This window comes from Luteimicrobium xylanilyticum, assembly GCF_009429125.1.
Taxonomy (GTDB): domain Bacteria; phylum Actinomycetota; class Actinomycetes; order Actinomycetales; family Cellulomonadaceae; genus Luteimicrobium; species Luteimicrobium xylanilyticum.
Window position 1 is genome coordinate 111802 of record NZ_CP045529.1, and the last position, 15964, is coordinate 127765.

Here is a 15964-nt window from a genome sequence, read left to right on the forward strand (position 1 = left end):
CCGGCGCGCGCCACGTCGTCGCGCCGCCCGCGCGTCGGCTGGTGACGGCCCGTTCGCGAGAGTAGGCCTGGAGGGACGACGACGTCCGACGAGGGGATCACAATGCCGAGCGACGGTGCAGCACCCAGTCTGAGCAGGTCCGCGCCGGGTCCACGGAGCGTCTGGCGGCGCAAGCCGATCGAGGGCGACGAAGGCGCGGGCTCCGGGCTCGTGCGCAGCCTGGGGCTCTGGCAGCTCACGGCCATCGGGCTGGGCGCGATCATCGGAGCCGGCATCTTCACGCTCGCGGGCGCCGTCGCGCACACGGACGCCGGGCCGGGCGTCACCATCTCGTTCCTGGTGGCCGGCATCGCGAGCGCCTGCGCGGCCCTGAGCTACGCCGAGTTCGGCGGCATGATCCCGCGCGCCGGCTCGGCGTACACGTACGGGTACACGGTCCTCGGGGAGGCGATCGGCTGGTTCATCGGCTGGGACCTGCTGCTCGAGTACACGGCGATCGTCGCCGTGGTCGCGATCTCGGTCTCCGGGTACCTGTCGTTCCTGCTGGAGTCGGTCGGCGTGCACCTGCCCGCGTGGATGCTGGGCGCGCCCGGCACGGGGTCGGGGCACAAGGTCGACGTGTTCGCGATGGCGCTCTGCCTCCTGGTGGCGTTCCTCCTCACGCGGGGGATCAGCTCGTCGGCGCGCGTCGAGACGATCCTCGTGTTCGTCAAGGTCGCGATCGTGGTCGCGGTGATCGTCGTGGGGGCGTTCTACGTCACGAAGTCGAACTTCTCGCCGTACCTGCCGTACGGCTTCGGCGGCACGATCACGGGCGCCGCGACGGTCTTCTTCGCGGTGTTCGGGTACGACGCGATGAGTACCGCCGCCGAGGAGTCCAAGGAGGCGCAGCGGAACCTGCCGAAGGCGATCGTGCTGTCCCTCGCGATCGCGATGGTGCTGTACCTGCTGGCCGCGACGGTCCTCTGACCGGGATGCAGAGCTACAAGGACCTCGACCCGACGCGCGCGTTCGCCGTCGCCTTCGAGTACGTGGGCCTCCCGGGCTTCGCCAAGGTGGTCGCGGTCGGCGCGATCGTCGGGATCTTCACCGTGCTGTTCGCGTTCACGCTCGGCGCGTCGCGCGTGTGGTTCTCGATGAGCCGCGACGGTCTGCTCCCGGGCTGGTTCGCGAAGACGAACCGGAACGCGGTGCCGCACCGGCCCACGTGGATCATCGGGGTGGTGGCGGCGGCGATCGCCGGCTTCACACCCATCCTCGACGCCGCGGAGCTCACGAACATCGGGATCCTGCTCGCGTTCATCGTGGTCTCCGGGGCCGTGATCGTGCTGCGCTACCGGTCACCTGGGGTCGAGCGGACGTTCCGGATGCCGTGGATGCCGGTCCTGCCGATCATCGGGATCGGGTTCTCGATCTACCTCATCACCAAGCTCCAGCCCATCACCTGGCTGCGGTTCGTCGTCTGGTTCGCGGTCGGCGTCGTCGTGTACGCGTTCTACGGGTACCGGCACAGCCTGATGTCGCCCGACTCCCCGCGGCGCGAGGGCGAGCCGGCGGCGTAGCGCGGTCGCCCGGCCCTCCGCCCCTACGCTGGGGCCATGTCTCGCGTCGTGGTGGCCGGGGGCTCCGGGAGCCTGGGGCGGGCGCTCGTCGGCGACCTCGTGGCGAGGGGCTCGGACGTCGTCGTCCTGACCCGGCGTCCCGACCCTCGCTGGTCCGTCCGCCAGGAGGTCTGGGACGGCCGCATCGTCGGACGGTGGGGCTCCCTGCTCGAGCCGCCCGACGACGGCGCCCACCCGGTCTCGGTCGTGAACCTCGCCGGGCGCCTGGTGGACGTGCGGCCCACCGCGGTGAACGTCGCGAGCCTGCGGTCCTCACGCGTGGACGCGACGCGCGCGCTCGTCGAGGCGAGCCGCGCCGCTCACCGGCCCGTGGACCGGTGGGTGCAGATGTCGACGACCGCGATCTGGTCCGACGGCGGCGAGCGGCGCATCACCGAGACGACGCCGCTCCCGGACCCGGGCCTCCCGCAGATGACGGGCGTCGCGGAGCCCTGGGAGGGGGCCGTCACCGGAGCCCACGCCGAGCACGTCGTGACGTTGCGGACCTCGCTCGTGCTCCAGTCCGGGGCACCCGTCGTCGAGCGGCTCCGGCTGCTCACCCGGCTCGGCCTCGGCGGGAAGGTCGGGACGGGTCGGCAGTGGGTGAGCTGGATCCACGTCGACGACTGGCTCGCGCTCGTCCGCGGTGCGCTCGGGCTGGGTGACCCCGACGAGCCGCCCCTGCCGGACGGGGTCCTCGTCGCGTCGGCGCCCACGCCCGTGCGCAACGTCGAGCTGATGGCGACGCTGCGCGCGGTGACGGGCCGCCGCGTCGGGCTTCCCACCCCGGCCCCTGTCGCCCGGCTCGGGTCGTGGCTGCTCCGCAGCGACCCCGCGCTCGGGCTCACCGGCCGGCACTGCACGTCCGAGGTGCTCGCCGGGCTCGGCCGGCGGTTCCGGTACCCGACCCTCGAACCCGCCCTGCGCGACGTCGTCGGGCGGAGCTGAGCGCGACCGCTAGCCTGGCCGGATGGCACGCGTGGTGGTGACGGGCAGCAGCGGCAAGCTCGGGCAGGCGGTCGTGACCGACCTCGCCGAGCACGGGTACGACGTCGTGACGGTCGACCAGGTGCCGCCACCACCCGGGCAGCCCGGCCAGTTCACGCGCGCCGACCTCACCGACCTCGGGCAGGTCGTCGAGCTGCTCACGGGCGTCGACGACCGCTACGCAGGTGTGGACGCCGTCGTGCACCTCGCCGCGATCCCCGCGCCCGGGCTCCGCACCAGCGGCGCGACCTTCCACAACAACGTGCCCTCGACGTTCGACGTCTTCCAGGCCGCGAAGATCGCCGGCGTGAAGAAGGTCGTGTGGGCGTCGAGCGAGACGGTCCTCGGCCTGCCCTTCGACGCGCCACCGCCCTACGTCCCCGTCGACGAGGCGTACGCCGTCCTCCCGAACTCCACCTACTCGCTCGGCAAGGCCGTCGAGGAGGAGATGGCCCGGCACTTCGCCCGCTGGGACCCCGACCTGTCGATCATCGGGCTGCGGTTCTCGAACGTCATGGCGCTCGCGGACTACGCGGAGTTCCCGTCCTGGCAGGACGACCCGACGCGGCGTCGGTGGAACCTGTGGGGCTACATCGACGCGCGCGACGGCGCCCAGGCGGTGCGGCTCGCGGTCGAGACCGAGCTGAAGGGGTTCGAGGCGTTCGTCGTCGCGAACGCGGACACGGTCATGGAACGTCCGTCCGCCGGGCTCGTGGCCGAGGAGTTCCCCGGCGTCGAGGTGCGGCGCCCGCTCGAGGGGACCGAGACGCTGCTGTCGATCGACAAGGCGCGGCGGTTGCTCGGGTTCGAGCCGCAGCACTCTTGGCGGGACGCCGTGGGGCACGCGTCGTCGGTCTGACGGTCCGACCGCGCCTGTCCGGTCGGGCGGCCCCGTCCGCCCGACGGTGTCAGGCGAGCCCGAGCTCGGCGGCGAGGCGGGCGAAGCCGTCCTCGGCCGACTCCCCGGGCTCCCCGGCGACGAGCTGGACGGCGACCTGGTCGGCACCGGCGTCGAGGTGCTCGGCGAGGCGCGCGGCCACGGCGGCCGGGGACCCGTGCACGACGACCGCGTCGACGAACCGGTCGCTGCCCCCACCCGCGAGGTCCTCCTCGGTGAAGCCGAGGCGCAGCCACGAGTTCCGGTAGTTGGCCATGCGGAGGTAGTTCGTCAGGGAAGCACGAGCGACCGAGCGGGCCCGGGCGACGTCCGTGTCGAGCAGGACGTGCTGCTCCGGGACCAGGACCGCGCCGTCGCCGAGGGTCTCGCGCGCCTCCCGGGTGTGTTCCGGGGTGACCAGGTAGGGGTGGGCGCCGGCCGTGCGGTCCCGCGCCAGGCCGAGGACGCGCGGGCCGAGCGCCGCGAGCACGAGGTTCTCGCGGGGGACGCCGTCGGCGACGAGCGTGTCGAGGTACTCGGCGAGGGCCTGGTACGGCGTCGCCGCCTTCGCGCCGGACGCCTCGCGGTGCCCCGACCCCACACCGAGCACGAACCGGTCGCCGTACGTGTCCAGGAGCCGGCGTGTCGACATCGCGACGTCGTCGACCGCCGCCGTCCAGATGTTGACGATGCCCGTCCCGACGACGAGCGATCCGGTTGCTGCGAGCAGCTCCTCGGGCTTGGCGAGGCTTGCGTCGGGCGAGCCGCCGACCCACACGGCGCCGTAGCCGAGCCGTTCCAGGGTGCCTGCGAGGGCGCCGTCGAGGTCGAGGCCCCGTCGCCACACGCCGTACCGTCCGCCCAGGTCGGTGCCGGTCGCTCCTGTGCCGTCGTTAGTCGTCCGGTCCGTCGTCGTCATACCGGCGGCAACCCGGCTGGTGGGTCACCGATTCCCGCCGCAGCCCGTCTGCTACCGGCGGCTCAGAGCCCCGCGACGTCGTGGTCCCTCAGGTAGGCCTCGACGACACCCGCGACCCCGGCCATGCCGGCGAGGTTCGGGTGGTACGACGCCGACGTCGCGGTGTTGTCCTTCCCGTTGATCCACGCGGCCGCGCCGGCGCAGGCGTCGTGGTCGGCCGACGCGGTGTACGTGTCGACGTACGACGCGCCCGTCTGGGCGGCCGCGCGGTCGAGCGCGTCGTTCAGCTCGCGCTCCCAGCGGTCGACGTACGCGTAGTCGCCGGACGCGAAGGGCAGCGCCGCGCAGGTCCCGTGCGCGGGGACGATCCGCGGATACCCGACCACCACGACGGCGGCGTCGGGCGCCTTGTGCTGGACGTCCTGGATCGCCGCGACGACCTGGGAGCGGGTCTGCTGGAGCTTGGCGGCCACGGTGTCGACGCCGTCGACGACGAAGTGGTCACGGCACGGCGAGCCGTCGGGGTCCGTCGCCTCGACGGAGGCGCAGCCCTCGATCAGGCCGGTGAAGACGTGCTGGTCGTTGGCGCCGAGCGCCACCGTGACGAGCCGGGTGGACGTGGCGACGTCGTCGATCTGCGGCGCGTGGGTCTCGCCGCCCAGCACCTGGGCACCCCACACGTTCGCGGGCGACGCCCCCGAGCAGCTCGCGTTGGTGAACGACGACGCATCGATGCTGCGGGCGACCTGCTCCGCCCAGCCCTGTGTCGAGCGCTCGCACAGGCCGCCGGACCTGATCTGGTCGGGGATCAACGGCCCCGCGGTGTAGGAGTCCCCGAGTGCCACGTAGGACGGCCCGGACCCCGCTTGATCGTGCAGGTGGACCGCTGCAGCGGCGCTGGCGGCGAGCACCAAGGCGGCGCCCGCGACGAGGAGGAGCTGGGTTCGGCGGCGTGGTCGGGTCATGGCGACTCCGTCGTGCTCGGTCGGTTCGGAGACGGCGTCGTCACCTTCGACGGTACCTTTCCCTCGTGGCGAAGGCCCGGCAGGATCGGCGTGTGAACGGAGCGGAGCATGCTCGGACCGACCTCGAGGCGGGTGACGTCCGGAGAGCCCGCGAGCGGCTGAAGAGTCTCGTCGTGACCTACCCCGAGGACCTCGAGCTCCGCCGTCTCCTGGCCGAGGCGTACCGCCGGGACGGGCAGCCCGCGGAGGCCGGCCGGTGGGGATATCTGGTCGCCGGGCACGCGAGCGATCACGAGCGAAGGTGCTTCGAACGCCACAACGCGTTCGCGTCCTACGGTCCGCGGGCCACGGGGGCCCGTCTGCGGAAGCTCCTCCGGTGCGACGACCTCGCCGCGATCGCCGATCCCGTCGGCCGCGCGCTCCTGCGGGACCTCCCTCGCAAGCGGCCCGTCGGCCGCCGGGACGGCCCGGTCGAGGCCGTCGGCCGCCGCCTCGCGATCTGGCGCGCGCGGTCGCGGTGGCGCTGATCGACCCGCCGCTGATCAGCCGGCCGCGTACGACCGGACGGTGTCGATCGTGTCGGCTTCGGCGGCGGTCTTGTCGTCCCGGTAGCGGATGACGCGGGCGAACCGGAGCGCGACGCCACCGGGGTAGCGGGTCGACCGTTGCACGCCGTCGAACGCGATCTCGACGACCTGCTCGGGGCGCACCTTCACGACGTACCCGTCGGTCGGGCCGTCGGCGAGCTCGGTGAACCGCTCCGTCTGCCACGCGAGCATCTGGTCGGTCATGCCCTTGAACGTCTTGCCGAGCATCACGAACCCGCCGTCGGAGTCACGCGCGCCGAGGTGGATGTTGGACAGGTGGCCCTGCCGCCGCCCCGACCCACGCTCGACGGCGAGCACCACGAGGTCGAGCGTGTGCCTCGGCTTCACCTTGACCCAGCCGGCCCCGCGCCGTCCGGCGGCATAGGGCGCGTCGAGGGCCTTCACGACGACGCCCTCCTGACCGCGCGCGACGGCGTCGGTGAAGAACGCGGCGGCCGCGTCCGGGTCGCCGGTCACCAGTCGCCCGACGGCGAACGGCCCCGCGATCCCGTCGAGCACGGCCAGGCGGTCGCGCAGCGGGTCGTCGAGGAGGTCACGTCCGTCGACGTGCAGGGCGTCGAAGAAGAACGGCGTCAGCTCGACGGCCGCGAGCGCCTCGGCTTCTTGGGACGCCGACCGCGACGCCGTCTCCTGGAACGGGCGCGGCGTGCCGGACGCGTCGACGGCCAGGGCTTCGCCGTCGAGCACGAAGGTGTTCGCATCCAGGGCGAGCGCGGCGGCCACGATCTCGGGGACGCGGGGCGTGATGTCGTCGAGGCTGCGTGTGAAGACGCGGACGGCGTCGCCGGCCCGGTGCACCTGGATGCGGATGCCGTCGAGCTTGGTGTCGACGGAGACCTCTGCCCCGTCGGGTCCGAGCTTCTCGAGCGCGGTGGCGACGTCGGGCGCGGACTGCGCGAGCATCGGCCGCACCGGTCGCCCGACCTCCAGGCCGAACGCGCCGAGGGCCTCGCCCGCCGCGCCGGGGTCCGGGGCCCGTAGCGCCGCGACGGCGACGGCGCCCGTGTCCCCGCGCAGCATCACGGCCCGCCGCACGACGTCGACGGGCGCCCCGGACGCCTCAGCGATCGCGTCCACGACGACGGCGTCGAGCGCTCCCTGCCGCAGCTCGCCCGCGACGAGGCCGCGCAGGAACCGTTGCTCGCGTTCGGTCGCGGCCCCGAACAGTGCGGACGCCTCAGCGGCCCGGGCGGTGTCCGACCCCGGCCCGGACAGTCCTGCCATCCGCTCGAACGCGGCGTCGACGGTGGCGACCGTCAGGGTGGGTTCGGTGGCCGGCGCGGGCAGCGAGCGGAGCGACGCCCACCCGAGCCCGGTGCGGCGCTGCCGGAGCTCTCCGGCGAGGTACGACGTCACGACGACGACCTCGTCGGGCCCGGGCCCGGGATCCCGCCCCGGCGGGGACTCCTCGGCGGCGCGTCGCAGGAGCGCGGCGATGGACGCGCGCTTCGCGAGCCGGGACCTCGTGGCCGCGACGGCCTCGGACGTGGCGGCGACGTCGTCGAGCAGCATGTCTCATGCTCTCGCCGACCGCCCACGGCCTCAGCGTGAGACCGTCACGAGCTCGAGCAGGCGGGCGAGGCGCTCGTCGCGCAGGTCCGGTCGGAGCCGCCCGCTGCGGACGAGCGAGGCGAGCCCGTGGAGCGCGCTCCAGACGACCTCCGTGAGCAGCTCCGCGTCGGCTCCGTCGGTGCCGGTGGCGAACGCACGCTGCAGCTCGCCGAACGCGTCCCGCAGCGCGGGCGGTGAGTCCGGCGTCCCGAACGAGAGTCCCGACGGCATCGTGAAGATGGCGTCGTAGAGCGCGGGGCGGGTGGCTGCGAAGTCGAGGTAGGCCTGCGCGACGGCGCGCGCGGCGTCGTCGTCAGCGCCCTCGCGGGCGGAGCGGAGCGCGGCGGCGAGCTCGGCCGATCCGTCGACGACGACGGCGTCCACGATCGCCGCGCGGTTCGCGAAGTGGCTGTAGAGCACGGGCTGGGAGTACTCGATGGTGTCGGCGAGGCGTCTCGTGGTGACGGCGTCCCAGCCTTCGGCTTCGGCGAGCTCACGCGCCGAGTCGACGATCAGCTGGCGTCGTTCGGCGCGTTCGCGTTCGCGTCGGCGCTGGGCGGGGCTGTCGGCCATGGCCTGATTCTAGCAGCGCTAGACAACAGAACGGCGAAAGTCTAGTGTCGCTCCCGTACCTAGCGCTGATAGATCAGGAGTGGATCATGGAGCTCGCCAGCTACCTCGTCGCCGTCGTCGCCGTCCTGTGCGCGGGGATGATCTACGGCACCGACGCCAGCGGGGCGCTCGTCCTGCGCCCCACCTACGCACGCCTCGACGACCGCGCCCTGGTCGCCGTCACCGGCTTCGGCCACTACTACGGCGACCGCCGCTTCCCGGTCCCCGGCGTCCTCAGCGTCGTCGCGACAGTCCTCGCGGGCGTGGCCGCTGCCGTGGCGGGCCGTGGCTGGGCCGCAGCGGCGGCGGCGGTCGCGACCGTCGCCCTCGTGGTGTGGCTCGTGATCTACAAGATCGTCGCGGCGCCCATCAACAAGCGGCTCACGGCGGCCGCGTTCGCCGGAGAGGTCCCCGCGGACGCACGTGCGCTCCAGGACAAGTGGGAGAGCGTCGTCACGCTGCGCTTCGTGCTCCAGGGGGTCGCCGTCGCCGCGCTGTGCGGGGTCCTCGCCTTCCCGTGACCGCTGGCGGGACCGACGGCGGACGCGACGTCCGCACCGACGTCAGGACCGCGCGACGGCCCGACGCCTCGCCCGCGGTGGCGCGTGCGTCGGGTCCACGCCGTCGAACATCCCGCTGATCGACTCGCCCTCGTGGATGCGTCGCATCGCCTCCGCGAACAGGTCCGCCACGGACAGCACGGTCAGCTCGGGCCAGTCCGCGGCCTGCGGCACGGTGTCGGTGGTGACCACCTCGCGGATCATCGGGTGGTTCCGCAGCCGCTCGTGCGCGGGGCCGGTGAAGAGCCCGTGCGTCGTCGCGACCGACACCTCGCGCGCACCCTCGGCGGCGAGCCGGTCCAGCAGCTCCACGATCGACCCGCCCGTCGCGATCTCGTCGTCGAGCACGATCACCCGCTTGCCCGCGACGTCACCAACGATCGTGTCGATGACGACCGTGTCGTCGCCGAGCCGCCGCTTGCTCCCCGCGGCCACGGGCAGCCCGAGCAGCCGCGCGAGCTGGTTGGCCGTCTTGGCGTTCCCGAAGTCCGGCGACACCACGACGGTGTCCGTGAGGTCCTGGACCCGGAAGTGGTCGGCGAGGATCCCGAGCGCGGTCAGGTGGTCGACGGGCACCGAGAAGAACCCGTGGACCTGCGGCGCGTGCAGCGTCATCGTGAGCACACGGTCCGCGCCCGCAGTGACCAGCAGGTCCGCGACGAGCCGTGCCCCGATCGAGATCCGCGACGCGTCCTTCTTGTCCGACCGTGCGTACGCGTAGTGCGGGATGACCGCGGTGATCTGCGCCGCCGACGCCCCGCGCGCGGCGTCGAGCATGAGGAGCAGCTCCATGAGCGCGTCCTGCGTGGGCGGGACGAGCGGCTGCACCAGGTAGACGTCGCGTTGCCGGCAGTTCGCCTGGAGCTGGACCTGCAGGCAGTCGTTCGAGAACCGGGTGATCTCGACGGGTGAGAGCTCGACGCCGAGCGCGTCGCACACGTCCTCCGCGAGTCCTCGGTGGGCGGTTCCGCTGAAGACGACGATCTCTCGCACGCATGCTCCCCGGGGACGAGCCGTGGTCAGGTTGTCGGAGTCTATCCACGGTGGCTGTGGTCGTCCTCGCTGGGCGGGGCTCCGGCTACCGGCTCGACGACGACGGCGCATCGGTGGTCGCGGCGCGGCCCGCCTCCAGCCGGGCCACGGGTACGCGGAAGGGCGAGCACGACACGTAGTCGAGCCCGGCGTCGTGGAAGAACCGGATGGACTCGGGGTCGCCCCCGTGCTCGCCGCACACGCCGAGCTCGAGCCCGGGCTTGGTGGTGCGCGACTCCTCGACCGCGATCCGCACGAGCCGCCCGACGCCGTCGGCGTCGATGGTCTCGAACGGCGAGATCGTGAGGACGCCGTTGTCGAGGTAGGTGCTGAACAGGGTGCGTTCGACGTCGTCGCGCGAGAACCCCCACGTGGTCTGCGTGAGGTCGTTGGTGCCGAACGAGAAGAAGTCGGCCTCGGTCGCGATCCGGTGCGCGGTCAGGGCCGCCCGGGGCAGCTCGATCATCGTGCCGACCGGGATCGTCAGGTCCACCCCCGCGAGCTCGGTGACCCCCCGCACGACGGACTCGACCTCGTCGCGGACGATCTGCAGCTCCCGCACCGACCCGACGAGCGGCACCATGATCTCGGGCCGCGGGTCCTTGCCGTCCCGCACCAGCCCCACGGCGGCCTCGACGACCGCCCGGACCTGCATCGCGAACAGGCCGGGCACGAGTAGCCCGAGCCGCACGCCCCGCACCCCGAGCATGGGGTTGGCCTCGTGGAGGCGTTCGAGCGCGGCGAGCTTCTTCTCGTCGGCGGCGAGCTCGTCGTCGGACAGCTCGCCCGGGCCGCCGCCCTCCCGCCGGGACCGCTCGACGGCCACGCGCACCGCGAGCTCGGTGTGGTCGGGGAGGAACTCGTGGAGCGGCGGGTCGAGCAGCCGGATCGTCACCGGCAGCCCGTCCATGGCGTCGAGCAGTCCGCTGAAGTCGTCGCGCTGGAGCGGCAGCAGCCGGTCGAGGGCGATGTCCCGCTCGGTGACGTCGTCGGCGAGGACGATCTGCTCGACGAGCCCCCGTCGCTCGCCGAGGAACATGTGCTCGGTGCGGGCGAGCCCGATGCCCTGCGCGCCCAGGCGCCGGGCGCGTGCGGCGTCGTCGGGCACGTCGGCGTTGGCCTTCACGCGCAGCCGCCTGCGCTCGTCGGCGTGCCGGAGCAGCCGGTCGACGGAGCGCACGAGGCTCAGGGTCTCGTCGTCGACCGCGGCACCGTCGCCGGAGACGGCGTCCAACCCTTCCTCGAGGTACCGCTCGACGGGCGAGGACACCACGGGGACGGCCCCGAGGAAGACCTCGCCGGTCGACCCGTCGATGCTGATCTCGTCGCCCGCGTGCAGCACCGTCGGCTCGCGCCCGGACGCCCGGACGGTCACCGTCCCGGCGTCCTCGTCGACGTCGAGCTCCTCCGCCCCGACGACGCACGTGCGGCCCATCCCACGGGCCACGACGGCGGCGTGCGACGTCTTGCCGCCCCGGGCCGTGAGGATGCCCTGGGCGGCGATCATGCCGCCGAGGTCGTCGGGGTTGGTCTCGCGGCGGACCAGGATCACGCGCTCACCTCGCCCGGCCGCCGCCACGGCGTCCTCCGACCGGAGCACGATCGTCCCCACCGCGGCCCCCGGGGAGGCGGCCATGCCGGACGTCAACGCGCGGGAGGCTGCGCCGTCGTCGGACGGTTCCGTGGCGAACTGCGGGAACAGCAGGGACGCGAGCTGCTCACCCGTCACCCGCTGCAACGCCTCGTCCTCGGTGATGAGCTGCTCGTCGACGAGCGCCGTCGCGATCCGGAACGCCGCGGCGGGCGTGCGCTTCCCGACGCGGGTCTGCAGCATCCACAGGTGCCCGCGTTCGACGGTGAACTCGACGTCGCACAGGTCCCGGTAGTGCGTCTCGAGCCGCCGCATGGCCTGCAGGAGCTGCTGGTGGGACAGCGGGTCGATCCGGTGCAGGTCGTCGAGGGACAGGGTGTTCCGGATGCCGGCCACGACGTCCTCGCCCTGCGCGTTCTGCAGGTAGTCGCCGTAGGCGCCGGGGGCGCCGGTGGCGGGGTCGCGCGTGAACGCGACGCCCGTGCCGCTCGTGTCGCCGAGGTTCCCGAAGACCATCGTCACGACGTTGACCGCGGTCCCGAGGTCCTGGGGGATGCGCTCGCGACGCCGGTAGAGGCGCGCGCGGTCCGTGTTCCACGAGTCGAAGACGGCGCGGATCGCGAGGTCGAGCTGCTCTCGCGGGTCCTGGGGGAAGTCGCGTCCGGTGCGCTCGCGGACGATGCCGCGGTAGGTGGCGACGAGCTCCCGGAGGTCCTGCGCGGTGAGGTCGACGTCGGCGACCGGGCCGTCGCCCGCCGCGCGCCCGCGGGTCGTCATGGCGTCGTCGAGGGCCGACGAGAACACGTCGGCCGGGATCCCGAGGACCGTCGCGCCGAACATCTGGATCAGGCGCCGGTACGAGTCCCAGGCGAACCGCTCGTCGGACGCCTCCTCCGCGAGGCCCTGCACCGACTCGTCGTTCAGCCCGACGTTGAGGACGGTCTCCATCATCCCGGGCATCGAGAACCGGGCCCCCGACCGCACGGACACCAGCAGCGGGTCGCGGCGCGTGCCGAGCCGCCGCCCGACCTTGTCCTCCAGGTGCCGCAGCGCCGTCGTGACCTGGACGCGGAGCTCGCCCGGCTCGTCGCCCTGCGCGAGGTACTCCCGGCACGCCTCGGTCGTGATCGTGAAGCCCGGGGGGACCGGGAGGCCGAGGCGGGTCATCTCGGCGAGGTTGGCGCCCTTCCCGCCGAGCAGGTCGGCCCGGTCCTTGTCGCCCTGCGTGAAGTCGTACACGTACGTCGTCATGGCGGACCTCCGGCGTCGATACCTGGGCTCTTCCAGGCTGGTGCGCGACCCGCGTCCGCGCAAACGCGCGAGAATGCCGACCATGGTCACTGCGTTTCCGGCGTCGGGCACCGTCCTGGCGGTCTGCCGCGTCCACGCCCTCCTGCCCGACGACGGCGCCGTCGGCGTGACCGCGATCGACAAGCGTCCCGTCGAGGGCCCGGTCCACGTCCGGCGGCTCGGCCTGTTCGCGGACGTCCAGGCGGACCGTGCGCACCACGGCGGCGAGGAGCAGGCGGTCTACGCGTACTCCCAGGAGGACGCCGACTGGTGGGCCGCCGAGCTGGGCCACACCGTCACGCCCGGCCTGTTCGGGGAGAACCTGCGCACCCAGGGGCTCGAGGCGAGCCGCGCCGTCGTCGGGGAGCGGTGGCGCGTCGGGACGGCGCTGCTCGAGGTCACGCACGAGCGGGCGCCCTGCGCGACGTTCGCGCGGCGCATGGGGCTCCCGCGCTGGGTCAAGCGGTTCACCGAGGCGAACCGGGTGGGCTGCTACTTCCGCGTCCTGGAGACGGGGGACCTGCGGGCCGGGGACGGGATCGTCGTTGAGCACCGGCCCGACCACGGGGTGACGGTCGCGGACTGGTTCGCGTCACGGACCACGGCGCCCGAGACGCGCGGCGACGTGTCGCGGCGCCTGCTCGACGCCGAGACCGCGGGCGAGGTGCGGCTGTCCGCCGAGGTGCGTGCGCGGGCGACCGCGGCGCTCGCTCAGGCCTGACGGTCGGAGAGCGCCCACGCCGCACCGGCCGCGACGCCCGCGACCGTGAGCACCGACGGCCAGGCGCCGATCTTCTTCGCGAGCGGGTGCGACAGCCCGAACGCGCCGACGTACGTGGCGGCGAGCGCCGTCGTCGTCGCCGGGCCCGACCGCGCGAGCCAGTGCCGGCCGGCGAGCACGCCGCCGGCCGCGAGGACGACGCCCGCGAGCGCCCGGACCTTCGTCGCCCGCCCGACGGCGTAGCCCCCGACGAGGGAGCCGGCGACGAGGGGAGCGGTGGGGAAGCTGGAAGCCATGCTCCGACGCTAGCCCCGTCCGATGAGAAATCCGGGCCCGGGGGGTCTGTCCTGGTGTGAGGGTGGGCACACGGCCCGCCCGGGCAGCGAAGGAGCCGGTCATGGGCAGCACCTACCTGGGCCTCTGGTACGAGTCGAGGGCCGAGGAGGCCGCCGAGCTGTACGTCTCGATCTTCCCGAACTCGCGGATCGTCTCGACGGTGCGTCACGACGAGGCCGTCCCCGACCAGGAGCCGGGCGTGAAGGCGACACCGGGGTCCGTGTTCTACGTCGACTTCGAGCTCGACGGCCTGCACGTCCAGGCCCTCAACGGCGGACCGATGTTCCCGCACACGGAGGCCGCGTCGATCGTCGTGGACTGCGACGACCAGGCGCAGGTCGACGAGTACTGGGAGAAGCTGACCGCCGACGGCGGCGAGCCCGGCCCGTGCGGGTGGCTCAAGGACAAGTTCGGGCTGAGCTGGCAGATCGTGCCGAAGCGGTTCGCCGAGATCATGTCGGACCCGGACCGGGAGGCCGCAGGTCGCGCGTTGAAGGCGATGATGACGATGGGCAAGCTGGACGTCGCGGCCCTCGAAGCCGCGTTCCGCGGCGAGGACGCTCCCGTGTAGTCGACCGCTCCGCGCCGCCGGGTGGCGCCGTCGGACGTACGCTCGAAGTACGGGCGGCGGACGCTGCCCGTGCGGCGGTGAACCCGCCGCGGTCCACCGCTCGCGGCGGTGGCCGAGCTGCCGGACGGCCGACGGGTTCTGACGACGAACCGTCTGCGGGCGGTGCGAGCGCCGGAGGCCGCCATGACCGGTTCAGTGATCCGTAACGTCGAGGTGGAGCGCCCGTCGGGCGCGGTCGGGCGGCTGTGGTGGCTGCCCGCGGGCGGGCAGGGTACGTGGCGCCGGTCCGCGGGCGCCGCCTCGAGTCGCACGGGCGGCCACCGGTTCCGGGTCGCCGCCCCGGGTTCCGCCTGTGGGTCGGTGTGAGCACCTACCAGACGGCCGAGGATGCCGTCGCGTCGGTGCTCCGGACGCTCGGGTCCGGTCGGGTTCCGGTCGGGTTCCGGTCGGGTTCCAGGCTCCGGGGTCTACGGTCGCACCGTGACGACCTGCGTCTTCTGTGGCGAGCCGGTAGAGCTGCGTCCGACAGCCGCGGGCCGCCTTGCGCGCGGCATTTCCTGCTGACGCCGTGACGGATCCTCGCGATGATCGACCGGTGAGCCCACGCCTCCACGACGACGAGGTCGAGGTCCGCGACGACGTCGTCCGCGCTCTCGTCGACGACCACGACCCCGCCTGGCGGGACCTGCCGCTGCGGCGCGTGCCGAGCACGGGTACCGACAACATCGTCTACCGGCTCGGCGACGACCTCGGCGTGCGGGTGCGACGGATCGACGGGGCGGCCGCGCAGGTCGAGCGGGAGGTGCGCTGGCTCCCGTCCCTCGCCCCCCACCTGCCGTGCGCGCTCGCGACGCCCGTCGCCGTCGGGAGTCCCGGGCACGGGTACCCGTACCCCTGGCTCGTCTTCTGCTGGCTGCCGGGTCGAGATCTCGCGCACGTCGCCCTCGACGCCGCGCCCCCGCCCACCGGGTGGTGGGCAGGCGTCGCCGAGGGGCTGGGCGCCGTCGTGCGGGCGCTGCACGCCGTCAGTCTGCCGGACGCTCCGGCCGCGGGGTCGCGGGGTAGGTCCCTCGCACCCCACGACGACGGCGTCCGGCGACTCGTCGGGGACGTCGCCGCGCTCGCCGCACCCCCGTGGCCGCACGACCCGGTCTGGGTGCACGGCGACCTGCTTCCCGGGAACGTGCTCGTCCCGGACGAGCCCGCCGCACCCGGCCCGGGCGACGTCGTGGGCGTCATCGACTGGGCGGCGTCGGGCCTCGGGGACCCGGCCTGCGACGCCATGGTCGCGTGGTCGCTCCCGACGACGGCGCGTCGCGCGTTCCATGAGGCGGCCGGCTTCGACGACGCCACCTGGGCGCGGGCCCGCGGGTGGGTCCTGCAGCAGGCGCTCGCGTTCATCCCGTACTACCGCACGACCATCCCCGACGGTGTCGAGGGTGCTTGGCGGCGGCTCGGCGCGGTGCTCGCCAAGGTCTGAGCGGGGGGATCCTCAGGCGCGACCGCCCCGGGGGGCCGCGGCCCGACGGCGCTCGCCGCGCAGTCCCGTCACAGCCAGCAGGGCGCCGAGCACGGGGACCACGACGGCGGCCCCGAGATACGCCAGCGCCCGCAGCGGCCGTGGGCGCGCGTCGACGACGAGCACCACGGTGACGATCACGCCGATCGCCCAGAGCGTCAGGACGGCAGCCTCGCCGGCATCGAGCTGGAGCACGTGCTCTCCTCCCACATGGTGGTCCCCGC

Annotated in this window: 16 protein-coding genes and 1 pseudogene; 9 read left to right on the plus strand and 8 right to left on the minus strand. The window is 73.6% G+C overall.

The window, feature by feature from the left end; genetic code table 11:
- Positions 1 to 102: 102 nt before the first annotated feature.
- From KDY119_RS00505 to KDY119_RS00515, 3 genes and pseudogenes are all read left to right on the plus strand, one after another.
- Positions 103 to 1562, plus strand: a pseudogene (locus KDY119_RS00505) (amino acid permease).
- A gap of 36 nt (positions 1563 to 1598) precedes the next feature.
- A complete protein-coding gene (locus KDY119_RS00510) occupies positions 1599 to 2549 on the plus strand; it encodes an NAD-dependent epimerase/dehydratase family protein (RefSeq protein WP_036955158.1) in 951 nt (316 codons plus the stop codon).
- Positions 2550 to 2571: 22 nt separating this feature from the next.
- Positions 2572 to 3447 (plus strand): NAD-dependent epimerase/dehydratase family protein, encoded by an 876-nt coding sequence (locus tag KDY119_RS00515; RefSeq protein WP_036955156.1) that lies wholly within the window; start codon positions 2572 to 2574, stop codon positions 3445 to 3447.
- A gap of 49 nt (positions 3448 to 3496) precedes the next feature.
- Here the strand turns inward: KDY119_RS00515 and KDY119_RS00520 are convergent, their stop codons facing one another.
- Positions 3497 to 4312 (minus strand): TIGR03620 family F420-dependent LLM class oxidoreductase, encoded by an 816-nt coding sequence (locus tag KDY119_RS00520; RefSeq protein ID WP_265576713.1) that lies wholly within the window; start codon positions 4310 to 4312, stop codon positions 3497 to 3499.
- A gap of 134 nt (positions 4313 to 4446) precedes the next feature.
- On the minus strand, positions 4447 to 5349 hold the full coding sequence (locus KDY119_RS00525) for an SGNH/GDSL hydrolase family protein (RefSeq protein ID WP_153021793.1): 903 nt from the start codon (positions 5347 to 5349) through the stop codon (positions 4447 to 4449).
- A 92-nt stretch (positions 5350 to 5441) separates the two neighbouring features.
- Between KDY119_RS00525 and KDY119_RS00530 the strand changes: the two genes are divergently transcribed.
- Entirely contained in the window at positions 5442 to 5876 is a 435-nt protein-coding gene (locus KDY119_RS00530; RefSeq protein WP_051136978.1) for a DUF6584 family protein, read from the plus strand.
- Positions 5877 to 5891: 15 nt separating this feature from the next.
- On the opposite strand, the gene KDY119_RS00535 is transcribed toward KDY119_RS00530, so the two are convergent.
- Both KDY119_RS00535 and KDY119_RS00540 read right to left on the minus strand, forming a co-directional pair.
- Positions 5892 to 7469: an ATP-dependent DNA ligase gene (locus KDY119_RS00535; RefSeq protein WP_153021794.1), complete on the minus strand. Its 1578-nt coding sequence runs from the start codon at positions 7467 to 7469 to the stop codon at positions 5892 to 5894.
- A 30-nt stretch (positions 7470 to 7499) separates the two neighbouring features.
- A complete protein-coding gene (locus KDY119_RS00540; RefSeq protein WP_036955151.1) occupies positions 7500 to 8081 on the minus strand; it encodes a TetR/AcrR family transcriptional regulator in 582 nt (193 codons plus the stop codon).
- A gap of 86 nt (positions 8082 to 8167) precedes the next feature.
- Between KDY119_RS00540 and KDY119_RS00545 the strand changes: the two genes are divergently transcribed.
- Positions 8168 to 8641 (plus strand): DUF1772 domain-containing protein, encoded by a 474-nt coding sequence (locus tag KDY119_RS00545; RefSeq protein ID WP_036955150.1) that lies wholly within the window; start codon positions 8168 to 8170, stop codon positions 8639 to 8641.
- Between the two features lie 42 nt (positions 8642 to 8683).
- Here KDY119_RS00545 and KDY119_RS00550 read toward each other — a convergent pair whose 3' ends face one another.
- Positions 8684 to 9673, minus strand: a complete 990-nt coding sequence (locus KDY119_RS00550) for a ribose-phosphate diphosphokinase (RefSeq protein ID WP_036955147.1) — start codon at positions 9671 to 9673, stop codon at positions 8684 to 8686.
- 85 nt (positions 9674 to 9758) lie between these two features.
- Positions 9759 to 12554, minus strand: a complete 2796-nt coding sequence (gene ppdK / locus KDY119_RS00555; protein ID WP_036955144.1) for a pyruvate, phosphate dikinase — start codon at positions 12552 to 12554, stop codon at positions 9759 to 9761.
- 82 nt (positions 12555 to 12636) lie between these two features.
- Between ppdK and KDY119_RS00560 the strand changes: the two genes are divergently transcribed.
- Positions 12637 to 13314, plus strand: a complete 678-nt coding sequence (locus KDY119_RS00560) for an MOSC domain-containing protein (RefSeq protein ID WP_036955623.1) — start codon at positions 12637 to 12639, stop codon at positions 13312 to 13314.
- Here the strand turns inward: KDY119_RS00560 and KDY119_RS00565 are convergent.
- Positions 13305 to 13610, minus strand: coding sequence for a hypothetical protein (locus KDY119_RS00565; RefSeq protein WP_153021795.1), 306 nt, complete (start codon positions 13608 to 13610; stop codon positions 13305 to 13307). The two genes, KDY119_RS00560 and KDY119_RS00565, sit on opposite strands and share 10 nt — an antisense overlap.
- A 101-nt stretch (positions 13611 to 13711) precedes the next feature.
- On the opposite strand from KDY119_RS00565, the gene KDY119_RS00570 reads away from it, so the two are divergent.
- The 3 genes from KDY119_RS00570 (at position 13712) to KDY119_RS00580 (ending at position 15701) form a co-directional block, all read left to right on the plus strand.
- Complete coding sequence (locus KDY119_RS00570) at positions 13712 to 14221, plus strand: VOC family protein (RefSeq protein ID WP_036955138.1); 510 nt, start codon at positions 13712 to 13714, stop codon at positions 14219 to 14221.
- Positions 14222 to 14404: 183 nt separating this feature from the next.
- On the plus strand, positions 14405 to 14587 hold the full coding sequence (locus tag KDY119_RS00575) for a hypothetical protein (protein WP_153021796.1): 183 nt from the start codon (positions 14405 to 14407) through the stop codon (positions 14585 to 14587).
- A gap of 229 nt (positions 14588 to 14816) precedes the next feature.
- The gene (locus KDY119_RS00580; RefSeq protein ID WP_036955136.1) at positions 14817 to 15701 is read left to right on the plus strand and encodes an aminoglycoside phosphotransferase family protein; all 885 of its coding nucleotides are present in this window, start codon (positions 14817 to 14819) and stop codon (positions 15699 to 15701) included.
- Between the two features lie 12 nt (positions 15702 to 15713).
- On the opposite strand, the gene KDY119_RS00585 is transcribed toward KDY119_RS00580, so the two are convergent.
- Complete coding sequence (locus tag KDY119_RS00585; RefSeq protein WP_036955133.1) at positions 15714 to 15935, minus strand: hypothetical protein; 222 nt, start codon at positions 15933 to 15935, stop codon at positions 15714 to 15716.
- Positions 15936 to 15964 lie beyond the last annotated feature (29 nt).